The organism is Nocardia sp. NPDC058633, from assembly GCF_042717045.1.
GTDB lineage: Bacteria > Actinomycetota > Actinomycetes > Mycobacteriales > Mycobacteriaceae > Nocardia.
Window position 1 is genome coordinate 206,305 of the sequence record NZ_JBHXRA010000003.1, and the last position, 15,752, is coordinate 222,056.

At 67.7% G+C, this 15,752-nt stretch carries 22 protein-coding genes and 1 pseudogene; 7 read left to right on the top strand and 16 right to left on the bottom strand.

Annotated features, from left to right (window positions below; genetic code table 11):
• Window positions 1-69 precede the first annotated feature (69 nt).
• Complete coding sequence (locus ACFWUR_RS04880) at window positions 70-534, top strand: SRPBCC family protein (RefSeq protein WP_378901962.1); 465 nt, start codon at window positions 70-72, stop codon at window positions 532-534.
• 82 nt (window positions 535-616) lie between these two features.
• Window positions 617-1,486, top strand: a complete 870-nt coding sequence (locus tag ACFWUR_RS04885) for a 1,4-dihydroxy-2-naphthoate polyprenyltransferase (RefSeq protein ID WP_378901965.1) — start codon at window positions 617-619, stop codon at window positions 1,484-1,486.
• A 12-nt stretch (window positions 1,487-1,498) separates the two neighbouring features.
• On the opposite strand, the gene ACFWUR_RS04890 is transcribed toward ACFWUR_RS04885, so the two are convergent.
• The 5 genes from ACFWUR_RS04890 to ACFWUR_RS04910 form a co-directional block, all read right to left on the bottom strand.
• Window positions 1,499-1,897 carry a phage holin family protein gene (locus tag ACFWUR_RS04890; RefSeq protein ID WP_378901968.1) on the bottom strand — a complete coding sequence of 133 codons (399 nt, stop codon included), beginning with the start codon at window positions 1,895-1,897 and terminating at the stop codon, window positions 1,499-1,501.
• A 55-nt stretch (window positions 1,898-1,952) separates the two neighbouring features.
• On the bottom strand, window positions 1,953-2,534 hold the full coding sequence (locus tag ACFWUR_RS04895; RefSeq protein WP_378901971.1) for a Clp protease N-terminal domain-containing protein: 582 nt from the start codon (window positions 2,532-2,534) through the stop codon (window positions 1,953-1,955).
• Window positions 2,534-2,755, bottom strand: a complete 222-nt coding sequence (locus ACFWUR_RS04900) for a hypothetical protein (protein ID WP_019049431.1) — start codon at window positions 2,753-2,755, stop codon at window positions 2,534-2,536. The genes ACFWUR_RS04895 and ACFWUR_RS04900 overlap by 1 nt, the downstream gene beginning before the upstream one ends.
• Before the next feature lie 91 nt (window positions 2,756-2,846).
• Window positions 2,847-3,932 carry a PLP-dependent cysteine synthase family protein gene (locus tag ACFWUR_RS04905; protein ID WP_378901974.1) on the bottom strand — a complete coding sequence of 362 codons (1,086 nt, stop codon included), beginning with the start codon at window positions 3,930-3,932 and terminating at the stop codon, window positions 2,847-2,849.
• Window positions 3,929-4,255: a DUF4229 domain-containing protein gene (locus tag ACFWUR_RS04910; protein ID WP_378901977.1), complete on the bottom strand. Its 327-nt coding sequence runs from the start codon at window positions 4,253-4,255 to the stop codon at window positions 3,929-3,931. Before ACFWUR_RS04910 ends, ACFWUR_RS04905 begins: the two co-directional genes overlap by 4 nt.
• A 174-nt stretch (window positions 4,256-4,429) precedes the next feature.
• Here ACFWUR_RS04910 and ACFWUR_RS04915 point away from each other — a divergent pair, with 174 nt between their 5' ends.
• The 4 genes and pseudogenes from ACFWUR_RS04915 to ACFWUR_RS04930 all read left to right on the top strand — a co-directional run.
• Window positions 4,430-4,639, top strand: a complete 210-nt coding sequence (locus tag ACFWUR_RS04915) for a BldC family transcriptional regulator (RefSeq protein WP_056814442.1) — start codon at window positions 4,430-4,432, stop codon at window positions 4,637-4,639.
• 115 nt (window positions 4,640-4,754) lie between these two features.
• Complete coding sequence (locus ACFWUR_RS04920) at window positions 4,755-4,946, top strand: hypothetical protein (RefSeq protein WP_378901980.1); 192 nt, start codon at window positions 4,755-4,757, stop codon at window positions 4,944-4,946.
• 79 nt (window positions 4,947-5,025) lie between these two features.
• On the top strand, window positions 5,026-5,673 hold the full coding sequence (locus ACFWUR_RS04925) for a hypothetical protein (protein WP_378901983.1): 648 nt from the start codon (window positions 5,026-5,028) through the stop codon (window positions 5,671-5,673).
• 134 nt (window positions 5,674-5,807) lie between these two features.
• Window positions 5,808-6,062 (top strand): annotated as a pseudogene (locus ACFWUR_RS04930) (NUDIX domain-containing protein); the annotation flags it as partial.
• A gap of 473 nt (window positions 6,063-6,535) precedes the next feature.
• Here ACFWUR_RS04930 and ccsB read toward each other — a convergent pair.
• From ccsB to hemL, 7 genes are all read right to left on the bottom strand, one after another.
• Entirely contained in the window at window positions 6,536-7,492 is a 957-nt protein-coding gene (ccsB, locus tag ACFWUR_RS04935) for a c-type cytochrome biogenesis protein CcsB (RefSeq protein ID WP_378901986.1), read from the bottom strand.
• 43 nt (window positions 7,493-7,535) lie between these two features.
• Window positions 7,536-9,164 carry a cytochrome c biogenesis protein ResB gene (locus tag ACFWUR_RS04940; protein WP_378901989.1) on the bottom strand — a complete coding sequence of 543 codons (1,629 nt, stop codon included), beginning with the start codon at window positions 9,162-9,164 and terminating at the stop codon, window positions 7,536-7,538.
• Window positions 9,164-9,973 carry a cytochrome c biogenesis CcdA family protein gene (locus tag ACFWUR_RS04945; protein ID WP_378901992.1) on the bottom strand — a complete coding sequence of 270 codons (810 nt, stop codon included), beginning with the start codon at window positions 9,971-9,973 and terminating at the stop codon, window positions 9,164-9,166. Before ACFWUR_RS04945 ends, ACFWUR_RS04940 begins: the two co-directional genes overlap by 1 nt.
• Window positions 9,973-10,203 carry a hypothetical protein gene (locus ACFWUR_RS04950; protein ID WP_378901994.1) on the bottom strand — a complete coding sequence of 77 codons (231 nt, stop codon included), beginning with the start codon at window positions 10,201-10,203 and terminating at the stop codon, window positions 9,973-9,975. Before ACFWUR_RS04950 ends, ACFWUR_RS04945 begins: the two co-directional genes overlap by 1 nt.
• Window positions 10,200-10,841, bottom strand: coding sequence for a TlpA disulfide reductase family protein (locus ACFWUR_RS04955; RefSeq protein ID WP_378901997.1), 642 nt, complete (start codon window positions 10,839-10,841; stop codon window positions 10,200-10,202). The genes ACFWUR_RS04950 and ACFWUR_RS04955 overlap by 4 nt, the downstream gene beginning before the upstream one ends.
• Window positions 10,838-11,488, bottom strand: a complete 651-nt coding sequence (locus tag ACFWUR_RS04960) for a histidine phosphatase family protein (RefSeq protein ID WP_378902498.1) — start codon at window positions 11,486-11,488, stop codon at window positions 10,838-10,840. The genes ACFWUR_RS04955 and ACFWUR_RS04960 overlap by 4 nt, the downstream gene beginning before the upstream one ends.
• Before the next feature lie 86 nt (window positions 11,489-11,574).
• On the bottom strand, window positions 11,575-12,894 hold the full coding sequence (hemL, locus tag ACFWUR_RS04965; RefSeq protein WP_378902000.1) for a glutamate-1-semialdehyde 2,1-aminomutase: 1,320 nt from the start codon (window positions 12,892-12,894) through the stop codon (window positions 11,575-11,577).
• Between the two features lie 207 nt (window positions 12,895-13,101).
• Here hemL and ACFWUR_RS04970 point away from each other — a divergent pair, with 207 nt between their 5' ends.
• Window positions 13,102-13,488 carry a hypothetical protein gene (locus tag ACFWUR_RS04970; RefSeq protein WP_378902003.1) on the top strand — a complete coding sequence of 129 codons (387 nt, stop codon included), beginning with the start codon at window positions 13,102-13,104 and terminating at the stop codon, window positions 13,486-13,488.
• On the opposite strand, the gene ACFWUR_RS04975 is transcribed toward ACFWUR_RS04970, so the two are convergent.
• The 4 genes from ACFWUR_RS04975 to hemB all read right to left on the bottom strand — a co-directional run bounded on the left by ACFWUR_RS04975 (window position 13,489) and on the right by hemB (window position 15,752).
• Window positions 13,489-13,713, bottom strand: a complete 225-nt coding sequence (locus ACFWUR_RS04975; protein WP_378902006.1) for a hypothetical protein — start codon at window positions 13,711-13,713, stop codon at window positions 13,489-13,491. It lies immediately after the preceding gene.
• A 76-nt stretch (window positions 13,714-13,789) separates the two neighbouring features.
• Window positions 13,790-14,053, bottom strand: a complete 264-nt coding sequence (locus ACFWUR_RS04980; protein WP_378902009.1) for a hypothetical protein — start codon at window positions 14,051-14,053, stop codon at window positions 13,790-13,792.
• A gap of 212 nt (window positions 14,054-14,265) precedes the next feature.
• Complete coding sequence (locus ACFWUR_RS04985) at window positions 14,266-14,778, bottom strand: hypothetical protein (protein ID WP_378902012.1); 513 nt, start codon at window positions 14,776-14,778, stop codon at window positions 14,266-14,268.
• Entirely contained in the window at window positions 14,775-15,752 is a 978-nt protein-coding gene (gene hemB, locus ACFWUR_RS04990; protein ID WP_378902015.1) for a porphobilinogen synthase, read from the bottom strand. Before hemB ends, ACFWUR_RS04985 begins: the two co-directional genes overlap by 4 nt.

Genomic DNA, 15,752 nt, shown 5'->3' on the forward strand with positions numbered 1-15,752 from the left:
GCGCCCGCCGCGACACCACCGTCGATGTGTCCCGCGATTTTGTCCCCACCGCGCTTTAGGCTCACGCACATGGGCAACTTCGAGGTGACTCGGCGCACCGTCATCGCCGCCGAACCAGCACGCATCCGCGCACTGATCGACAACTTCCACCAGTGGCGGCTGTGGTCGCCATGGGAGGATGCCGACCCGCAGCTCGCCCGCACCTACACCGGTCCGGAATCCGGTGTCGGTGCCCGTTACGCCTGGCGCGGCAACCGCAAAGCCGGTGCGGGCGTGATGGAGATCAAAGCCGCCGCCGAACGCGAGATCGGTGTGGAGCTCACCTTCGAGAAGCCTTTCAAGGCCACCAATTTCGTCACCTTCACCTTCGTGCCTGTCCACGGCGGGACCGACGTGACCTGGAAGATGACCGGCACACACAGCGGCCTGATGGGCGTGCTCGGCAAGGTTTTCCCGATCGACAGCTTCATCGGCAAGGACTTCGACAAGGGCCTGGCACGGCTCAAGACGATCGCCGAATCCACCCCCGCCTGACGCTGCGACCTTGCCCACGCTCCGGCCGTGCGCGAGGGACTCCGGGAGCGCGCGGCGTGGTTGTCGGATTAGGCTTCGATCCATGGCTACAGCAGCGGAATGGATCGAAGGCGCCCGGCCGCGGACGCTGCCCAACGCGATCGCGCCGGTACTGGCGGGCACCGGCGCCGCCGCCTCGCTCGACGCGGCCGTGTGGTGGAAAGCGGCACTGGCCCTCCTGGTTTCGCTGGCACTGATCGTCGGGGTGAATTACGCCAACGACTACTCCGACGGTATTCGCGGCACCGATGACGTGCGGGTCGGTCCGCTGCGGTTGGTCGGCTCGAAGCTGGCCTCCCCCACGGCGGTTCGCACGGCCGCTGTGCTCAGCCTGGCGATCGGCGCGGTCGCGGGCCTGGTGCTGGCGGTGACCACCGCGTGGTGGCTGGTGCTGATCGGAGCGCTGTGCCTGGCGGGCGCCTGGTTCTACACCGGCGGCAGCAAGCCCTACGGCTACAGCGGTTTCGGCGAGATCGCCGTGTTCGTGTTCTTCGGGTTGATCGCGGTGCTCGGCACCCAGTACGTGCAGGCGCTGCGGGTCGACTGGGTCGGCCTGTTGCTCGCGATCGGTGTCGGCGCGTTCTCCAGCGCGGTGCTGGTGGCCAACAACCTGCGTGACATTCCGACCGACACCGAGTCGGGCAAGGTCACTCTCGCCGTGAAGCTCGGCGATGCGCGCACCCGCACCCTGCACCTGGTGCTGCTCGCGGCGCCGTTCGTGGTCAGCCTCGCCCTGGTGGCACGGACACCGTGGGCGCTGGCCGGATTGCTCGCGTTGCCGCTGGCGATCCGGGCCAACGCCCCGGTGCGTACCGGCAAGGGCGGGCTGGACTTGATTCCGGCTCTGCGTGATTCCGGGCTGGCGCTGCTGGCCTGGTCGGCGCTGAGCGCACTGGCCGTCGGACTCGGCTGAGTCCGACGCCCGTTAGTCGTCGCCGTCCGGCACCAAGATGCCGAGCACCCAGTTGACCAGCATGATGATCACCCCGCCCCAGACGGCGGCCCAGAAGCCGTCGACGCGCAGACCGTAGTCGGTGATCTCGGTGATCTTGGCGGTGAGCCACAGCATCGCCGCGTTCACCACCAGCAGGAACAGGCCGAGGGTGAGGATCACGAACGGCAGCGACAGGAGTTTCACGATCGGCTTGATCACGGCGTTGACCGCTGTGAACACGAGGGCGACGATGAGCAGGACAAGGGCCTTGCCCCAGTTGCCCCACTCCGCCGACCACTCGGGCGGCACGTAGATATCGATCTTGTCGATCCATGCGGCCGCTGCCCAGATGGCTATGGCGTTGATGACCAACCGGATTGCTAGTTGCATACACGCCATGCTAAGCCCGGAAACGGACATTGCGGCGGGTCTGATGCGGCCGAATTCACGCGGCGCGGTCGAGCATTCCGTGGATGTCGGCGCGTAGGCCCGACACCGCGTCGTGCCCGCCGAGCAGGTCGACGGTGGTCGGTTGGGCTGCCCGCAGGATGCCGAGCACCAGATGCGTCGAGGATATCTCGCGGTCCTTGCGGAGAATCGCCTCGCGCAGCGCGAGCTCGAGCGACTTCTTCGCGTCGGTGGAGAACGGAATATGGACCCAGTTGGCGCCGAGCAGTCGGCCGAACACACCGCGCTTGGGTTCTGGTTCGGCTCGGTCCCAGGCGTCGGCGCCGAAGTTCTCGGCGACGCTGGCCTGCACGGCGTCGAGGTCGATGCCGATCGAGCGCAGCGCCTCGGCGTCGTCGGTGCCCAGCGGGGTCGCGGTCGCGCGCTGGGCGAGGGTGGCACGCGCGCTGTCGGCCGTAACACCCCGGGCGGTGAACACCGCTGCCAGGTCCGGCTCGGCCTCGGCGAGGACGCCGAGCAGCAGATGCTCTTGGCCGATCCGTTCCACTCCCAACAGCTTGGCCTGTTCCTGCGTGGCGATCACTGCCGCGCGGGCGTTCTTTCCGAATTTCTCGAACATCAGCGGGTTCCACCTTTCCGGTTGTGTTTTTGATGGACCGCTTGCTTGCTCACTTCCAGCGCTTCGGCGATGGCCTGCCACGACCAGCCGTTGGCTCTGGCATTGGCTACCTGGATGGTTTCGAGCCGGTCGGCCAGTCGGCGCAGCGCGAGCACGGCACGCAGCCCGACCGCTGGGTCCGGGTTGCCCGCCGCGGAGGCGAGGGTTGTCGCATCGGTCATGCCGTCAATTTTGATTGACAAAGGGCAGGTTTGTCAACAAAAATTGACATCGCTGAGCGCGAACAACCCTCGGGAACAGTGCGAGTAGAAGTCAGCCGTTCCAGCGGCCGGTGGTGGCGAATTCGGCGAGGATCTCCGCCGGACCGGTCAGATCGATGTTCTGGGCCGCCACCCAGTCGTCGTCGAAGTAGGTACCCGCGTACCGATCGCCGCCGTCGCACAGCAGCGTGACCACGCTGCCACTGCGGCCCGCCGCGACCAGCTCGGCGACGAGATGGAACGCACCCCACAGGTTCGTACCGGTCGAGCCGCCGACGCGGCGGCCCAGCGCGGCGCTCGCGTGCCGCGCCGTGGCGATCGAGGCCGCGTCGGGCACCACGATCATGCGATCGACCACCTGGCCCACGAACGACGGTTCCACGCGGGGACGGCCGATTCCCTCGATGCGCGAAGGCATTCCGGTCTCATAACCCGCGTCACCGGTCTCGTAGCCGCCGTAGAACGCCGAGTGCTCCGGGTCGACCACAGCCAGGCGCGTCGCGTGCCTGCGATACCGGATGTAGCGCCCGATCGTCGCGCTGGTGCCGCCGGTACCGGCGCCGACCACGATCCACTCCGGCACCGGATGCCTCTCCAGCGCCAGCTGTTCGAAAATGGACTCGGCGATGTTGTTGTTGCCACGCCAGTCGGTGGCCCGCTCGGCGTGGGTGAACTGATCCATGAAATGCCCACCGGATTCGGCGGCCAGACGCTTGGCCTCGGTGTACATGTCCGGCGGTCGATCGACGAAATGACAACGGCCGCCCTGCGCTTCGATGAGCGCGACCTTCTGCGGCGAGGTGCTCGCAGGCATCACCGCGACGAAATCCAGGCCGAGCAGCTTGGCGAAATAGGCCTCGCTCACCGCCGTCGAGCCCGACGACGCCTCGACCACCGTCGTCCCCTCGGTCACCCAGCCGTTGCAGATCGCGTACAGGAACAGCGAACGCGCCAGCCGGTGCTTGAGGCTGCCGGTGATGTGGGTCGATTCGTCCTTGAGGTAGAGCTGCACCGGCCAGTCGGCGGGCAGCGGATACCGCAGCAGGTGAGTGTCGGCGGAGCGTTGGGTGTCGGCGTCGATCAGCCGGACGGCGTTGTCGACCCAGTCACGCGGGGCACTGCGGTCGAGGTATTTCATGCCGATGTGCTGTCGTCGTCACCCCGCAGGCGGGCCCGCAGCTGCGCCTTGTCCTGGCGGCGGCGCGCGTCGACGACGGCGATGTCCTCGTTCACCTTCACCCGCAGCTTCTTGAACAGCGTCAGCGACAGCGGCATCGCGACGAGCAACGCGAACAGGGCCGCGACGATGATCGGCACATCGACACCGACCAGTTTGGCGACGCCCACGATCAGCGCGGCGATCACCACCACCAGCCCGAGACGGGCCAGCGTGTAGAGCGCGAGATTGCGCGCCAGTCGCTTCCCGGCGCCGGAACCCTGCTGACCTGTCGCTTCACTCACGACTACAGCCTAATGGGCGCCGGCGCGTCAGCGTTCATCAGCCGCACGCGGCCCCGTTCGGGGCTTTTGTCTATTACTTCCCCTTTACCAACAGTAGGTGGTTCGACTACATGGGGGTCGCAGTGCGACGATGACGCCACTGATGAGGGAACTGTCGAAACGGAGAGGTTAGCTATGACTGCGATCACCGTCGGCCTTCAGGACACTCTGCTGACACCAGGCCAAGTGGCCGCCATGTTCCACGTAGACCCCAAGACCGTCACCCGGTGGGCTCATGCCGGCAGGCTCGGCTCACTGCGCACCCCGGGCGGACATCGTCGTTTCCGCGAGTCCGAGGTTCTGCAGTTGCTCAGATCGCTCACCACCGAGGCAGCCCCCCGCTGACTCGTCGGCCGGCGCGAGCCCCGACGAGGGCTCGCGTTCGCCGAGAATTTCCCTCCCGTTGCGGATGTGCACACGGCGCGGACACGGCTACCCTCGATAGCAGGAGGTGAGCGACGTGACGTACCTGTTGGCACTCATCGCGATCGTGGCCATCGCGGTGCTGTGCTGGAAGGCGTTCGGCCCCGAAAAGCCCCGCCCCAATTCCGGCCCGCGCCCGCGCAGACCGGTTCTCGGCCCCGACGACGATCCGGAATTCCTCTGGCGCCTCGGCAAACAACCACGCGACGACTCCGGCCCAGCCGAGTGACCTCGCCATGTGCACAGCCGTGAGCTGACGCACATACCCCCGTTGCGCGTCGAAAGAGCTGGGTAGATAACGTATTCCGGTGATTGATGTGCAGCAGGGTTCTGTCCCGACCACCTGGCGCGCGGCCGACGGCAGCGCCGTGACGTTCACCGAGGCACGGTCGGAGTGGACTCGCGCCGCGCACGAGGTGCTGGCCGCCACCGCGACCCGGTTCAACAACTTCATCGTCAACACCGAGCTGGCCGAGCTGGTGCAGGAAGAGTCCGGCATCCGTACCGCGGTGAAGTGGCAGCACTGGCTACCCGTGGTGCTGGACAAGGTCGCCGAGCTCTGTCACAAGAACAACGAGCCGCCGCTGAGCGCGCTGTGCGTGCGCAAGAACCAGACGGTCGGCACCGGCTACCGCTACATCCTCGAACTCGCGGGTCTGCCCATCCCCGACGACCTCGAAATGCACGCCGCCGCGGCCCGCTGGCAGTGCTATCAGCACTTCGCCACCGACCTCCCCGCCGACGGCGGCCTGCCCACCCTCCCCCCGAAGGTCGCCGCCATCCGCCAGTCCACCTCCCAGGACCTGGCCACCGCCGAGGCAGCCGAAGCCGCCGTCAAGCGCACCCGAGCCCCCCGCAGCACCGCCGCCATCCCCAAGCCCGAACCGCTCCGCAAGCCCGTCTGCCTGAGCTGTCACGTAGAACTCCCGGCCAACAAGGTCTGCTACTACTGCTGATCGACCCTCACGAACACCGAAGGCCCAGAAGCTCTTCCGAGGCTCCGGGCCTTCCGCGTATCCAGGGTCCGGCCCGACAGAACGTCCAGGTCGATTCGGCGTAGCCGCGCAAGCCGCTGATCATCACGTCGATGATGAACACCCGCGCGGTTCAGCGCCCATTCGGGCACGATGTCCAGGTGGAGCAGCCTCGAATCCGGGTAGCCGCATACGTAATCAGGCGACGCGCCCTCCCTGAACTTCTGGTGTTCGACCACATCGGCATACCCGAGGCAGGCACCCAGATACCGGCCGGTGGGGTGCAGCCGGGCGAGGATCTCGAACAAGCGGTCCTGCGTGAGGTGGCCGAGGAAACCGGGCTGTCCGATGTCTCCGTGACACGTCGAATTGCCGTGGATCACCGCCCACACCCGCAGACCCGGCGTCCACGCCGAACCACCTTCTTCCGCCTCGACGCCGGCGCAGACACACCCGACACCTGTACGCATCAGGTCGACGGCACAGGCGACGACCACGGCATGAAGTTCGCATGTCGCTTCGTGGTGCTACCGCTGGAGAAGCCGTTGGCCGACAGACAGGACGCCTGGTTGGATCAGATCTCGACCTGAGCCGTGGTCGACGACCACAACACGGGACCTGGGCACGGCAGGCACCTTGACTCGTCATGACGGTCGACGTACTCCCCCGCTGTCGGCATCGCCGGGTCATGCGCGGTCGCACCATCCAGCACAATCACAGCGTTGTCTCAACTCGTACCGCTGTCGGGGCCGCGATCAATGATTGCCCGGTTCCACTGCGTACCGAAGCCGATCAGCAGGCCGCGACCGGTGACACAACGACCCAACACGCTGGTAGAAATCGTTTACGTCAACCCGGCGTAGCTGTGCAGGCCGCTGATCACCATGTTGATGATGAACAAGTTGAACAGCATCGCGACGAAGCCGGCGATGTTGATCCAGGCGGCCTTGGTGTCTCGCCAGCCGGAGGTGGCTCGGGCGTGCAGGTAGGCGGCGTAGAGGACCCAGGCGATGAAGGAGCAGGTTTCCTTGGGGTCCCAGCCCCAGAAGCGGCCCCAGGCGGCTTCGGCCCAGATGGCGCCGAGGATGACGCCCGCGCCGAAGAGGGGGAAACCGATGATGGTGGTTTTGTAGGCGAGCTGGTCGAGGGTGCGGGCGTCGGGGAGGCGGCGGGCGATGGTGCCGAGGATGTTGGTGGATTCCTCGCCCGCGGGCTCACGCATGCGGAACAGGTAGAGCAGGCTGGCCACGCCGGAGACCAGGAAGACGCCGCTGCCGATGCTGACGATGGTGACGTGGATCGGCAGCCAGAACGAGCGCAGCGCGGGGACCACGGGGGCGGCGTCGGCGTAGAGGATCGTGCCCGCCAAGAACATCAGGATCAGTACGGGGACCAGCAGGAACGCCCACATCGCGCGGTAGCGTTGGTCGCGCAGGAAGATCAGGCCGATCACCACGGCGGCCGCGGTGGCCATGGTGGTGAACTCGTACATGTTGCCGAGTGGGAAGCGGTGGGTCGCGAAACCGCGCAGCACGATCGAGCCGATGTGCAGCACCGTGCCGACCAGCAGGACCGAGAAGGCCATGTTGCCGAGGCGTTCGCCGAGCGGCTTGGCCTCCGGGGTGTCGATGCGGCCGGGCAACCCGGGGGCACCGGCGGGGACGAGTTCGCGCGCGGCGACCTGCTTGGCCCGTGCCGAGGCGTATTGCACGATCAACAAGACCGTCGCCAACGCGTAGATCGCGATGGCCGACATGAACGCGAAGTCGCTGTACCGTGCCAGCGTTTCGTCGATCTGCATCAGGATTCCGTCTCCCTGTCGAGTGACTGTGCCCTCGTCCGCATCAGTTCTGCGCTCCCAGCAACCGGGTCCGTAGTCGATCGAATTCGGCGCCCCAGCCGGCTTGGTCGCTTCTGGCCAGGCCACCCATTTCTACTACGGTGCGTCGTTGACCCACGGTACCTGGCGCGGCGTCCGTCGGGTACGCCCGGATCCAGATCCGGCGCCGTTTCAGCAGCAGCGACACCAGCAGGCCGGCCATCATCGTCAGCGCGCTCACCAGCACCCACTGCTGGGCGGGGTCGTGCGACACCTGCAGGTTCACGAATTCCTCGGCACCGTCGAAGGTGACCTTCGTCCCGTTGGGCAACGTGGTCGACTCGCCGGGACGCAGGTTGACCCGCGCTTCCTTGGACAGTCGACCCTGCTTGATCATCTCCGGGTCCAGTGAGAACAGCGACTGCGAGCGGCCGGTGTCGAGGCCGGTATTGCCGCGATAGATGTCGACCGCGACGGCCGGGTCGTCCATTCGAGGGAACGACGAGGTGAGCAGGCTGCCGTGGAACAGCGCGGTCGGCGCGAACAGGCCCTCGATGGCGATCTGGTTCTGGCGACGTTCCTCGTCGGTGGCGTACATGCCGCCGGGCGGATCGATGCGCAGCACACCGCTGGACAGGAAGGTCTGGGCGTCGTCGGGCCGCCACTGAATGGTCTCGGTGCGGGTCTGCCCGTCGGGGAAGGTGACCGTGAACGTCGGCGCGAACCCGTGCCCCTGCAGGTAGACGCGATCACCGGCGACGCGAAGCGGGTGGTTCACCCGCAACTCGGTGCTGCGCCATGTGTCGGTGCTGAGGTCGGCGCCGGCCTGGTATTCGATGTTCGAGTGGAACATCTCGGCCTGACCGGTGGGCAGGTAGTCGGCCTTGAAGTCCTTCACCTTGATGCACAGCGGCGTCATGCCGGTGCCGTCGTTGGTGTTGCCCGCGCGGAACGAGTCGAACACCGCAGGCGAGGTGGTGCAGAAACCGGGGCCGTTGTTGGCGATCACGATGACGTTGCCCTCGTACCCGAGCAGCTTGCCCAGCGCGATGGCGACCAGCAGCCCCACCAGCGACAGATGGAACACCAGGTTGCCGAACTCGCGCAGATAGCCCTTCTCCGCGGACAGCGTCACCTCGCCGTCGCGCTGACCGGGGCGCACCTCGGTGCGCCAACCACGCAAGGTGGTCCGCGCGGCCTCGATCACCTCGTCGGGAGTGCGGTCGTCGGTCTCGTCGGCGTGGTGCGGCAGGCGGCCGAGGTTGCGCGGTGCGGGCACCGGCGCCGTGCGCAGTGCCCGGTAGTGGTCCCAGCAGCGCGGCAGGATGCAGCCGACCAGCGAGATGAACAGCAGCACGTAGACCGCGGTGAACCAGAAGCTGCCGAACACGTCGAACAGTTCGACCCGGTCCATCCACGGGCCGAGGGTCGGGCGGTCGGCGATGTACTGGTCGACCTTCTGCGTGTTCAGGCTGCGTTGCGGCAGCAGTGCGCCGGGGATGGCGGCGAGGGCGAGCAGGAACAGCAGCACCAGTGCGGTGCGCATGCTGGTCAGGCCGCGCCAGGAATTACGGACCAGGGCCCAGGCCCGGCCCAGCAGCGACTGCCGGACGGGCGGGGTGGGGGTGGTCGGTGTGGTCAGCGTGTCAGTCATCAGATCGGAAGAGTCACCTCGGAGACGAACCCGTCACGCACCCAGCTGACGAACTGGTCCCATGCCCCCGTGACCAGCGCGACGCCGACGGCGACGAGCAGAACACCCCCGATTACCTGAATGGTGCGCGAATTGCGGCGAAGCCAGCCCACGCCGCGCAGCGCACCGGCCGACCCGAAGGCCAACACCACGAACGGCAGCCCGAGACCGAGGCAGTAGGCCACGATCAACGTCACTCCGCGCACGGCGGTGGTGCCCTCGGTACCCGCCGACACCGCCATCACGCCCGACAGCGTCGGCCCGAGGCACGGCGTCCAGCCGAGCGCGAACACCCCGCCGAGCAGCGGCGCGCCGAGGATGCTGGTGAGCCTGCGCGGCTCCATCCGCGTGTCGCGCTGCAGGGCGGGAACCAAGCCGATGAACACCAGACCCATCAGAATCGTCACCACACCGCCGATGCGCTGCAGCAGTTCCCGATTCACGTTGAGGGTCTGGATCACGCCGAAAACAGTGGCGGTGGCCAGCACGAACACCACCGTGAACCCGGCGACGAACAGTCCGGCGGCACCGGCGACCCGCATCTTCGCGCTACGGCGTTGCGCGGTGAGCGTGGCCTGGGTGCTGGTGGCGGGCGGCGCCTCGGCACCGACCAGACCGGCCAGATACGACAGGTAGCCGGGCACGAGCGGTACGACACACGGTGAAGCGAACGACACCAGGCCCGCGAGCAGGCAGGCTCCCAGCGCCAGCAGAAGCGGACCCGATGCCGCGGTCTGCTGGAAGGAATCCCCGACTGCGGCGAGCACCATCACTCGACGGTGTCCTCATCCTGCTGTTCGTCGCGCGGCAACGACAGGGTGCGCTCGGTCTCGGCCGGTTCAGCGGGGCCGAAATCGAACAGACCGGCACCCGCGACACTGCGCGGCACGGTCGCGATGCCGGCCCAACGGTCATCGACCGTCCAGCCAGCACCCATTCGGCGCGCGCCCTGACGGGGACGACACGCGGTCAGATTTCCTGGACGACGGCGGCTGCTCACTGTTTCTCCTCGGCGGCGATGCGCTCGATCACTGGCTGAAGGTCTTCGGCCAGGAGCGAGCGAAGGAAGACCGCGGCGACCCGGTGCTGACGATCCAGGATCAACGTGGTCGGAATGACACTGGTGGGAAAGTTTCCGCCGAGAGCGAGCAAGGTCCGCATCGACGGGTCGTAGATGGACGGGTATTCGATCTTGTTGTCCACTACGAAGTCCTGGGCTTTGTCGCGCTGATGGTCACGGACATTGATCCCCAGGAACGCGACGCCTCGGTCTTTGGTCGCCGCGAAGACTTTTTCCAGAGCGGGCGACTCGGCGCGGCACGGGCCGCACCACTGTCCCCACAGGTTCACGACCACGATCTGGTTCGGGAAATCGTCGACCGAGATGGTCTTTCCCTCGTTCATCAGATCGGGCCCCGACAGCGTGCCGATCGTCCCGCGCGTCGCGGGCGGATCGTAGGAGATATCCGTTTTACCACCGGGTGAGACGAATTCGAAGGTCCCACCACCGGTGGCTACCGCATCGGTACCCGTGGAACATCCCGCGGCGGCGATGATCACCACCAGGGCGGACAGGATCGCGGTCGCCGCCCGCGGCCGACGGCCACGGGCGGATCCCGATGCGGACGAGCGTGTCATGCGCCGTGTACCGACGGATCCGACGCGCCCGCGGGCTCGGAATAGACGATGTCGACGAGCGTGTCGCCCTGGTAGACCAGCGAGGTCAGCGAGGCGAGCGAGCACTGGCGATTGCGCGGGTCGTGCCACAGCCGCTGGCCCTGCAGGAATCGGCGCAGTGTCCACACGGGCAGCTGATGCGAGACCAACACCACCTCGTGGCCGGCGGCCTCGACACGGGCCTTGTTCACCGCGGCGAGCATGCGATGGGCGATCTGCAGGTACGGCTCGCCCCAGGACGGGGTGAACGGATCGCGCAGCTTCCACCAGTGCCGCGGCTTGCGCAGTGCGCCGTCGCCGACGGAGACGCGCAGGCCCTCGAAGGTGTTGCCCGCTTCGATCAGGTTCTCGTCGGTGCGCACGATCAGGTCGTGGGCGGCCGCGATCGGCGCCGCGGTCTCCTTGGCGCGCTGCAACGGCGAGGCGATCACCATGGCGATGTCGTGATCGGCCAGCGAGCGCGCGACCGCGTCGGCCTGCGAGCGACCGGCCACCGACAGGCTGAAGCCGGGCAGGCGGCCGTAGAGAATGCCGTTCGGGTTGTGCACCTCGCCGTGGCGCAGGACGTGCACGATGGTTTCGACGGTCGACGGGTCGTCGTCGAGCACGGGCGGGGCGGCGGCCGGGGCAGAATGGGGCGCCTCGTCGCTATCCGCCGGGACTGGGGCGAATTCTGCGTCGGGCTGGTCGGAGCTCACGCTAAGGATCCTTCGGGGGTTGCGGCCGCGGCCGCGAGGGCGGCGGCGGGCAGAGCGGCGGCGATACGGTCGAACGCGTCCTCGTCGAGTGCCGCGGAGACGAACCATGCCTCGAACGCGCTGGGCGGCGCGTACACGCCCGCGTCGAGCAGGGCGTGGAAGAAGGCGGGGTAACGCCAGGTCTGGCTCGCTTTGGCGGCGGCGTAGTCGGTCACCGGGCGCTCGGCGAAGAACACGCTCACCATATTGCCTGCGAACTGGACTTGATGCTCGACACCGGCCTCCGTCAGGGCTTTCGCGAACAGCGAGCCGAGGCGATCGGCGTTGCGGTCCAGTGCCGCGTACACGTCGGCGTCGGCCGCGCGCAGCGTCGCCAGGCCCGCCGCGACGGCGACGGGATTGCCCGACAGCGTGCCCGCCTGGTACACCGGGCCGAGCGGGGCGAGGTTGTTCATGATCTCGGCGCGACCACCGAACGCGGCAGCGGGCAGACCACCGCTCATCACCTTGCCGAAGGTGTAGAGGTCGCCGGCGACGCCTTCGCGGCCGTACCAACCCGACGCGCTGACCCGGAAACCGGTCATCACCTCGTCCATGATCAGCAGCGCGCCGTTGTCGTTGGCGAGGGTGCGCAGGCCTTCGTTGAAGCCGGGCAGCGGCGCGACCGCGCCCATGTTGCCCGCGGCGGCCTCGGTGATGACGCACGCGATCAGGCCGGGGTGCGCCTCGAAGGCGGCGGCGACGGCGGTGAGGTCGTTGTAGGGCAACACGATGGTGTCGGCGGCTTGGGCGCCGGTGACACCGGGCGAGGTCGGCAGTCCGAGGGTCGCCACGCCGGAGCCCGCGTCGGCCAGCAGCGCGTCGACGTGGCCGTGGTAGCAACCGGAGAATTTGATGATCTTGGACCGACCGGTGAAGCCACGCGCCAGCCGGACCGCGCTCATCGTGGCCTCGGTCCCGGAGTTCACCAGGCGGACTCGCTCGACGGGGTCCACGCGGGCGGCGATGGCCTCGGCGAGCTCGATCTCGGCTTCGGTCGGCGCACCGAACGACAGCCCGCTCGTCGCGGCCTTCTGCACGGCTTCGACGACGGCGGGGTGGGCGTGACCGAGGATCATCGGCCCCCAGGAACACACCAGATCCACGTAGTCGTTGCCGTCCGCGTCGATGAGCGTGTAGCCGCTCGCGGAGGTGATGAACCGCGGCGTGCCGCCGACCGAGTTGAACGCACGAACCGGGGAATTGACGCCACCCGGAATCACCGAGGCTGCCCGCTCGAAGAGCTGGGCGGAAACCGGTACCTGCGTAAGACTCACGGATTCCAGTGTCTCAGCTCGCCTCGGCACGCCGGACGACAGGGTGGAGCACAGTGACCCAGACCGCAGCGACCCACCGACGACACGCCCGACACGCCGCCCCTATCCGGAAAAGAATTCGATCTAGGCCCATTGGCCTGCGGCTACGCTCCGGGCGGCTCAGCACCTGAGCCTCAGCGATATCGGCTATCAGCGAGAGGGTATTTCATGCGTTTCGGCGTTACCAGCACTGCCCTTGGCACGGGGTTCGTCGCGGCGGGAGTGCTGCTCGGCGCGGGCTCGGCCACCGCCTTCGCACCGCAGGTCCAACCCGATCGGATCGGCGCTCAGCTCAGCCACGAGGAGACCGTGGCGCTCGGGGCCGGGCCCATTCCGGCGATCATCGCGATGCTCGTGCCCGCCCACCGGATCGGTGCGGGCCTGCACGCCGACACCGGTCTGTACCGCGACGCCGACGGCGGCATCCGCGCCACCCTGCGTCAGGTGGTGACGGAGGCGGCCGCCCATCCGGACGGCACCGTCTCCGTTTTCCTGAACGCGCCGGGCACGCGCGGCGGCCGCGTCGTCGACGTCTACCAGCAGTGGACCGGCTAGCTAGGTGTACATGCAGGGCACTTCGGCGGAGATCGTGTGCAGCTGGCACATGATGCCGTTGTAGATCCCGCTCGAGCCGGTCTCCGGGGCGAAACCGCCGGCGGCCGGCTCGGCGATCATCGGGGTGAGCGGCAGGCCGGGGGCCGCCTGGGCCGGGGCCGCGGCCAGCGCGATTGTCGCCACAGCGGCGGCTACGGTACAGATCCCTGCGGTCAGTCTGGTCATCGATTCCTCCTCGAGGGAGCTCGCGGTGCGAGCTCGCGTCCCGAACCCCCACGCGCACATCGGAATTCGGCTTCCTCTAGATCATCGGTCGGGCTCCGCGACGCGCTACAGAATTGAGGTAGATCCTGGTGACAGCGTCGATCACCAGCACCCCGCTCACGGTCACCAGCACACAGGCGAGCAACAGCAACGGCGGCACGTAGCGCACCGCGACGAAACCGGGATGTTCATCGGTGCCCGCGAATTCGGTCGTGCGCCGCGCGGCACGCCAACTGCCGACCGCGCAGGCCAGGAAGAGCACGGCGGAGCCGAGTTCGAACAGCGCGATCCAGCGTCTCATTCCTGCGATCCTGCCAGGGGCGAGGTCGAATCAGCTGACCAGGCTCGGCACCAGAATCAGCGCGATGACGACGAGGGTGAGCACAACCATCAACCCGATGACCAACAGGTCTCGTCGCAGGCTGTGTGGTTGCTCGATCACCACGCGCATCAATGCCTCCGCTCCCCCGGCGCTCAGCCGGTGTGATAATCCTCACCATACACTGCGCAGGGTCACTTACGGTGGGACAGGAAATACTTCGTCGACTCCGGCCGGTAGCTGAGATAGGCCGCGCCCGCCGCCAGCACGCCCTGCACGATCGCCGTGCCACCCGCCACGATCGTCGCGGGACCGGCGACGGCGGAGAAGGTGAACATGGTGGTGACGGCCCCGAGGCCGAGCCAGATCGCGACCACCGTGAGCACCGTGCGCGCCCAGGTCTTACCGCGGGCGAGCTGATGGGCGATGACCACCGTGACCCCCGCCAACAGCACCCCGACCAGCGCGGTCAGCCCGAAGGCCACCAGCACCATCACATCGACGGTGGACGCCGGGAAGTCGGGATCCGACTCCTGCATCTGTTCGAGGAATTGCTTGCTGAGCTCGTCGCGCTCCCCGGTCATGGTCGCGACACCGGCGCCGGTGTAGACGACGCCGAGGCCGGCGATCCCCCACCACAGTTGGCGGGCGGTGCCGACGTCCTCCGGCATGGGCAGGGTTTCGGGTTTGTTCGGTGGAACGATCACGACAGCCAGTGTGCTGCCTCGGTCGCCCAGTAGGTGAGCACGATGTCCGCGCCTGCCCGCCGGATGCCGATCAGCGACTCCAGGATCGATGCCCTGCGGTCGATCCAGCCCCGTTCGGCGGCGGCGGTGATCATCGCGTACTCGCCGGAGATCTGGTAGGCCGCGACAGGGACGGTCGAACGATCGGCGACGTCGCGCAGGATGTCGAGGTAGGACATCGCCGGCTTCACCATCACAATGTCGGCGCCCTCGGCCAGGTCGAGGTCGAGTTCGCGCAACGATTCGCGGCGGTTGGCCGGATCCTGCTGGTAGGTGCGGCGATCGCCGTCCAGCGACGAGCCGACGGCCTCCCGGAACGGGCCGTAGAACGCCGAAGCGTACTTGGCCGCGTAGGCGAGGATGGCGGTGTCGGTGCGCCCGACCGCGTCGAGTCCGCGCCGGATCGCGCCGACCTGACCGTCCATCATGCCGCTGGTTCCGAGCAGGTCGGCCCCGGCGTCGGCCTGCGACAGCGCCATCTCCACGTAGCGGTGCAGGGTGGCGTCGTTGTCCACCGCGCCGTCGGTGCCGATCACCCCGCAGTGGCCGTGATCGGTGAACTCGTCGAGACAGGTGTCGGCCATGATGACCGTCGCGTCCCCGACCTCCTCGGCCAGCGCGCGCAGACCGCGATTCAGGATCCCGTTCGGGTCACTGGCCTGCGAACCGGTCGCGTCCTTGTCCTCGGCCAGCGGCACCCCGAACAGCATGAGACCGCCGACGCCGGCGGCCACCGACTCCACGGCGGCCTTGCGCAGCGAGTCCAGCGAGTGCTGATACACCCCGGGCATCGAGCTGATCTCCCGTGGCTCGTCGAGCCCGTCGGCCACGAACATCGGCAGCACCAGCTGACGCGGCTGCAGCGTGGTTTCGGCGACGAGTCGACGTAACGCGGGTGTCCTGCGCAACCGCCGCGGGCGGTCGAAAGCGGTCAT